2 protein-coding genes are annotated in these 3,123 nt (G+C 37.9%); both read left to right on the forward strand.

What is annotated here, in order from left to right:
* Positions 1-2,126 (forward strand): T9SS type A sorting domain-containing protein (locus HRT72_04390; protein NQY66947.1); only part of this gene is annotated, 2,126 nt, incomplete at its 5' end.
* A 252-nt stretch (positions 2,127-2,378) separates the two neighbouring features.
* Positions 2,379-2,774 carry a hypothetical protein gene (locus tag HRT72_04395; GenBank protein ID NQY66948.1) on the forward strand — a complete coding sequence of 132 codons (396 nt, stop codon included), beginning with the start codon at positions 2,379-2,381 and terminating at the stop codon, positions 2,772-2,774.
* The last annotated feature ends 349 nt before the right edge of the window (positions 2,775-3,123 follow it).

Raw genomic sequence — 3,123 nt, forward strand, 5'->3', positions numbered from 1 at the left:
CAATAAATGGTGTAGGAGCGAACACTAACTTAGGGAATACGCTTGTTAACGATGGTTGCTGGCATCATGTAGCTGTGGTAAAAGAGGGAACTCTATGTTACGTATATGTAGATGGATCTGTTGATCGAACAATGCCGTTTACAAATTCAGAAGATGGACCGGGAGGTGGTGGTTTTACCATTGGTGGTCTTAGTACTGGGGATTATTTTACTGGTGATGTTGATGAATTTAGATTTTGGCGAGAGGCTAGATCGGCAAATGACATAGCAGCAAATACTGATCAAGTAATTTCGTTATCCGAGTCAGGATTAACAGTTTATCATGATTATAATGATGGTCCTGGAAGCTCAATTGCTCAAGACTTAAAATATAGTTTTGATGGTGCTTTGGATGCAAGCATGGATGTTAACTCCTCTTGGATTGATAATTACGACCCAACAGGTGGTTGTCCAGTTGTATGTGATGAAAATAATTCGCCAGAAATATGTACTCCCGACAATCTTAATGTTTGTGGTAATGGAAATGTCGATATAGAGTGTATTACAAGCGGTGATCCTATTAGTACAGAGGGATTCTCTTATGAATGGTTCGCTTGTACAGGAGGAATGGGTGGCGCAATGGGAATGGGTTGTACCCCAACTTCTCAAGGTCCTATTGAAACCATAGAAGATGGTGTAGATTTTGGTTCATTCTTTAATGCAACTTCTGGTGGAATGGGAATGGGAACGGTTTATACTGTTATCGTTACGGACGAAGAAAATGGTTGTACTGCTTCTAAGGAAACAGTAGTTAGAAAACGACGACGACAACGTCCAATTGCAATTATACCTGAAGTAATTCCTTGTGAGGGGGAAATATTCTGTGCAACTGCGGAAAGATCGGGTATGGGTATGGGTATGGGAAACCCTATTGGTAGTTACGAATGGTCAAACGGTGAAGTAACAAATCCTGCATGTAGACTTACAGCAGGACCAATTTCTGTTACATTAACCAATCAATTTGGGTGTACAACTATATCAGAGACATCGGTGGAGGCAGCTCCATGCGAAGGAGCTATGCACTTTTCAGGTGGACCAGAAATAGTAGTTATTCCTGGCGGGGAACCACTCTTTATTTGGGATATAGATTTCAGCATAGAGTTTTGGGTTAGGAATTCAGAACCTGCTAGCAATGATCTTCAAGTAGTGGTTGGAAGTACTGGCGGTTCAGTTGGAGGAAACTTATGGGCTGGAATCCGAAGTGGAAAAATAGAGTTCGCAATAGGTGGTGTAGGAGCAAACAGTAATTTAGGAAACACATCTGTTAACGATGGTTGTTGGCATCATATTGCAGTTGTTCGAGAAGCTGGCTTGTGTTACACGTATGTTGATGGCGTATTCGATCAAGGAGCACCATTTGCAAATAATACCAATGGGCCTGCTGGATCTGGGATGGAAGTTACTATTGGAGGTTTCAATAATGGCAATTATTTTACTGGGGATGTGGATGAAGTAAGATGGTGGCGTGAGCCTAGATCCGAAGCTGATATAGCAATAAATATGAATCAGGTCATCACAGATGGACCAACAGCATACTATAATTTTGACGAAGCTTCTGGAAGCACGGTGGTGGAAGATCATATTTGGAGTTTCGATGGCACTTTAGACCCAAGTATGGATGTTAATACTGCTTGGGTTGATGGCCATGATGAGAGTTGCGTTGCAGGACCAAACGGAACAGTATTAATGTGTCACACGGGCGGTATGGGTGAGCCACATAAGCATGATGTTGACCTTAACGATGTTGATGATAAATTAGCAACAGGAGATTATAAGCTTGGAGTATGTCCAAAATCTATGACGGAAATGCCTGGTAAAGTGAAGTATGCAGAGGTTGCTAATATCGAAAGTAGCATTAGTATCAATGTTTCAAATAACACCAATGGTAATGGTGTGCTTATTTCAACTGTTGGAGACGCTGAAAATGTGATGGTGATTTTGTACAACGTAGGTGGTAAAGAAATCGACCGAAGTAATAAAAGAACTGGTGAAAGATTTGAACTTCGAGGTTTGGAACCTGGTATGTATATATTAAAAGTAGTGCATCACGGAGGTGTTGAAAGCACCAAGTTTGTTCAGGCAAATTAGAGTATATGCTCTTTTAGGAAAGGTCATTCACTTATCTTGAATGGCCTTTTTTGTAATGAAGTTATTGGTTTAATGTCCTTTTTGAGAGGCAACTAGGATTGTAATACCTATGAATAGAATGTCTTTAAGGTAGTGCGGGTTTTGTCTATAGTGCATAACGGTTTGGCTATGCTCTCGTATTTTCTTTTTTGCAAATATGGAGTCATCGGTTGTGTTGTATTGAGTATGGATAATTAAAAAACAAATTGAATTATGAAAGAAATAGATAAAATAATATTTTCGGTTATTTCAGCCATAACAATGATTTTATTTGGCTACGCCTTATTGTTTCATTTACCTTTTTTGTTTAAAATACTAGCTTTGATATTAGGGGCTGCTTATGGTTTTTTCTTGATTATGCATATTGGATTATGCTACCCCTTGTTTGCTATATGTATGTTTATTGGAGATAACACTAGAGATAGTCGTGTTTTAAAGACAATAGAGAGTAAATCAACAATACTTTATGTATTAACAAATATCTTTATGTATGTAGTTGTACTTGCTGCAATGTATTTAGGAATACCCTTGATTATAGCAATGCTAATAAACGGTGATTTTAATATATACTATGCTTTTGAAACTGTTAATATTTGGCTCAAAACTTAGTATTCTGTCTTGTCCTGAAATAGGTTATGTGCCTGTTGCACAACTCTCATTGTTTTGTTGATAAAGGTATTGATTCTCAGAGTTACATGTTTTGATGTTGGTTATCTTGTATTAATCTTTAAATCAGTATTATACAAGGCAAAAAAGATTACGCTGAAAAGCTTTTCACGAACTTTCAATTATCGGAATGGGTTCCTAAGGATAACTTCTACCGCAGATTAAAAGAGGTTTTAGATTTAAGCTACTTGTATAAAGAGACTGCCCATCTTTATGGTAAAGAAGGTCAGAAGAGTATTGATGTTACTGTTTTCTTTAAAATCTGTTTGATTGGTTTCTTTGAGAATATTAC

The sequence above is a fragment of the Flavobacteriales bacterium genome (genome assembly GCA_013214975.1).
Classification (GTDB): Bacteria; Bacteroidota; Bacteroidia; order DT-38; family DT-38; genus DT-38.